Origin of the sequence: Roseiarcus sp. (assembly GCF_052145395.1) — a bacterium.
Lineage (GTDB): Bacteria > Pseudomonadota > Alphaproteobacteria > Rhizobiales > Beijerinckiaceae > Roseiarcus.
Map to the genome: position 1 here is coordinate 1 of NZ_JBKQOT010000445.1, position 3,365 is coordinate 3,365.

General features: G+C 58.1%; 4 protein-coding genes. 3 read left to right on the forward strand and 1 reads right to left on the reverse strand.

Annotated elements, in window-relative coordinates; genetic code table 11:
- On the reverse strand, positions 1-200 hold a 200-nt coding region (locus tag ACLP25_RS15095; protein WP_442470006.1), incomplete at its 3' end, for a hypothetical protein.
- A 295-nt stretch (positions 201-495) separates the two neighbouring features.
- Here ACLP25_RS15095 and ACLP25_RS15100 point away from each other — a divergent pair.
- The 3 genes from ACLP25_RS15100 to ACLP25_RS15110 form a co-directional block, all read left to right on the forward strand.
- The gene (locus tag ACLP25_RS15100) at positions 496-1,026 is read left to right on the forward strand and encodes a hypothetical protein (RefSeq protein WP_442470007.1); all 531 of its coding nucleotides are present in this window, start codon (positions 496-498) and stop codon (positions 1,024-1,026) included.
- A 73-nt stretch (positions 1,027-1,099) separates the two neighbouring features.
- A complete protein-coding gene (locus ACLP25_RS15105; protein WP_442470008.1) occupies positions 1,100-2,701 on the forward strand; it encodes a hypothetical protein in 1,602 nt (533 codons plus the stop codon).
- Positions 2,702-2,717: 16 nt separating this feature from the next.
- Positions 2,718-3,365, forward strand: a 648-nt coding sequence (locus tag ACLP25_RS15110) for a HEAT repeat domain-containing protein (protein ID WP_442470009.1), incomplete at its 3' end; no start/stop codon positions are given.

Genomic DNA, 3,365 nt, shown 5'->3' on the forward strand with positions numbered 1-3,365 from the left:
CGAGCGAAGGTGGCGCGTTCATCCACAGATGCGAACGGGAAGATCTTAATGGCGGCTCTTTGCGCCCGGCCATCGTCAAGCTCGGTTAAATAGGCAGAACTCCACTGCGTCCCGCCTAGCTTTTGGAGAAGCGGGAATCTGCCGTCAATGACGCGATCGACGGAAATGGCGTCAAGGAAGGTCGCACTCATGGTGGACATGATTTTAACCGCGTCCGCGCCGCGCGCCGCTATGTAAATTTGACGTGCTTGTGACGTAAGTACTCTCGAGCGCTTTCGATTCACTCCTCGACATCAGGACATCATTGCCTTTCGTGCGCACAAATTCGCTCGGATGACGAGAAAGTTAACCCCGTCGGTTACGAATGACCATCGTCCGCTCGTAACGTTGACAAGCTCCTGCGGGGGGGGGTAAGAATTTTTCGCGAAAATCATCCTGCATTTTCAGTGTTCCGTGATTTTTCTCGTAGCACGCTGAGAGAAAAAGGGAGGATCTATGCGTCGCCTCGCCCTTTTGACCGTATCCGGCCTTCTGTTGCTGTCAATCGCACTCGCACAGCAGCCAGCGGCCACGCCGCAACAGAATCAGTCCCAGCCGCCGCGACCCATTCCTCTACCGCATCTGTATCCCCACTTTCTTCTTTATCAGCGCCACCTCGACGAAGCCGCCGCGCAACGCGAAAAACAAGGAGAGAATGGCGATTGGCTGCGTACCGGCCTGCAAAAGCGACTTGGCTTTACCGACGGCGAATTCGCACCGGTGCGCGCATCTTCCGAGAGGCTGTCAGCCAAAATCGCCGATCTGAATGCAAGGGCAAGAGCAATCGTCGCCGCTGACCAGCAAGCCAGGAAACAGGGACTTATCCCGCCGGGCTCGCCCCCGCCCGGCCTGGAAAAGCTGAAGGCGCTCGACGCGGAACGGAACGCCGACATCGACGCCGAGATCGCAACCCTCAATCAGGCGCTGTCTCCCGCAAATGCGGCGTCTCTCCAAAGTTTCTCAGCACGCAGTTCGCGCAGTCGGTGAAAATCGTCCCGGCCAACCCTGGAAAAGCCCGATCGTGGTTCGAGCAGCCAACGCCGCAAGGGAGGACTCAGCCATGAAGATCTTCCAGGCGCTTCGCATGCACTGCGGATTCGGTATTCTGCTTCTCGTCCTCTTGGCCCAATGCCTTGCCCTGCCTGCCGCACACAGCCAATCGTATTGGCACTACGATGGAGTGTCTGGATCCAGCGTCTCGTACTACGCGGACTACGACGACGAAGTGGAGGTCTACGTCGAGATCGACACCGACGGCATGGAGTTCGACTGGTATGCCGATGTCGATTACTATTCCTGCGGCGACTGCTGGGCTTTCATCGACGATGTGGGCGTAGTAATCGCTGCGTACGACGGCAATAACATGGTGAGTTCGGCGGGCGACGATGAAGGTTACGAAGCCGAGGCCGAGATCGAAGGGCCAATCAACCGCGGTGACGCCTACACGTTTATCGCCGATGTTTACGCGGATTACGAAGACGGCTCATATGAAGACGGCGGCGAGGGCTACGTCGAGGGCGACGTAGATCTCGGAGAGATCGGATTTCAAACAACGGCGAACGTCCCCTCAATCTCTCAGATCAGCGTCAACTCCGGCGCGGTCGGGACGAGCGGCTCAACGCAAGTCACCGGGTCGTACCTGATCGACGACTTCCAATACTCAGCCGTCAGCATAGGCGGCGGCGTCCAGACGTCTATTGAGAATGGCGAAACAACGGCCAACGCCACTGTCGATTTCACGATCCCGGCGAGCGGCGTCACAACCGGAGCGCAGAACCTGACGATGTCCAACACCTGGGGGTCCGGCTCCGTCACGTTCACGGTGGGCGACGAAACACCCGCGATCAACGGCATTATCCCCGACGTCTGGCCAGCTGGTCAGACGACGGGCTTTACAATTTCCGGCTCTGGCTTCGGAACTAGCCCCTCGGTTCAAATTTCCGGTCAAGGCATCACCAGTTACGGAATCGTAGGTTTACCGACTGACGCTCAAATTCAAATGAGTGTTACTGTCGATTCGAGCGCCCCCAATGGGACCGCGACGATCACCGTCACCTCGAACGGCTATAACGGCAGCGGATTCTCTCCGGCGCCCGGAAACGGCCCCTCTGGCTCAGGTTCGCCAGGCTATGCGACGATCGGAGCCATACCGAGCTGCCCATCGTCGGTCGCAATCAGTTCCGTGACGCCCTATAACTTGTCTTCCTACCCTCAGGACGTTCCCACCCTTTCAACCGGCATCGGGGCAGTTGCGACAATGACGGTGGGACCTGCGTCGGGAACCTTCAACGGGACGCTGCTCAGCGAGTCGTTGAGCACGCTTAGCAATAGCTGCCCAACGAGCAAGGGCTGGCCCTGGCCAACGCCATGCACGGGTAAGACCCCCACCTTTGCAGTTGGGCTTCCCGGCCAACCCGGAGATTACGGATTTCAGTTTGGGAGCCCCCTCCCTGCCTTGAACAACACGTTCTACGACGGCCATTTCTTGGATAATCCTTATAATCTTCTTTCATGGTCCGGGGTAAATTCTTGCACGATTGTGTGCACCCAGACGTATTCATGCGGAGGAAACCCCCTCGGGAGCTTTACCGTCACGTACGACCTCCAGCCAGGCTCGGTTGGAAGCAGCGCAATTACAAAGGTGATTGTGTCCAAGTATTAGTCCAAAGGAGAACGACATGAGGACCATTGGAGTTAATCTGCTCGCTGGATTATTACTCTGCCCGCTTGCTTGGCGCGCCGCGACGGCTCAGAATTCGGATGCCCACTTTAGCGGCCAGCTACCGACTCCCGCCGATTGGCTCCATGCCAAGGGCGTTGGGACTTCGGAGACGGACCTCATTGCGGCCTTGCGCAACAACGACCCGGCAATTCGGTCCACCGCAGCTAACGAGCTCGCCAACCAGCATGATTCAGCCGCGATACCACTTATCGAGAGCGCTTTATCCGATGAGAGAGACCCCGAGGCGCAGGTCGGAATCGCACAGGCGCTCTTCGTGCTGAATGATCCCAAGGGCCTAGCGCACCTCCAGTCGATGTGCTCTGACGCCTCGCTGGACATCAATGTGATCGCGGAGGTGGTGGGGAGCCTTAGAGCGATTAGACAGTCTTCCGCGCCGTGCGCCAGCCTGATCCTCCACTACCTCGATTCGCACAGTGATTCGGATTCACGGACAAGGCTGCTGGGGGCGCTTACTGAGATGTACCAATGGACCCGGCCGCCCCAGGCGCAACAAATAGCAGGTCAGCTCCAGAACATGCTTGGCGACAGCGATCCGACTGTGCGGATGCAAGCGAGCGATGCCCTCGCCCAAATCGACCTACAA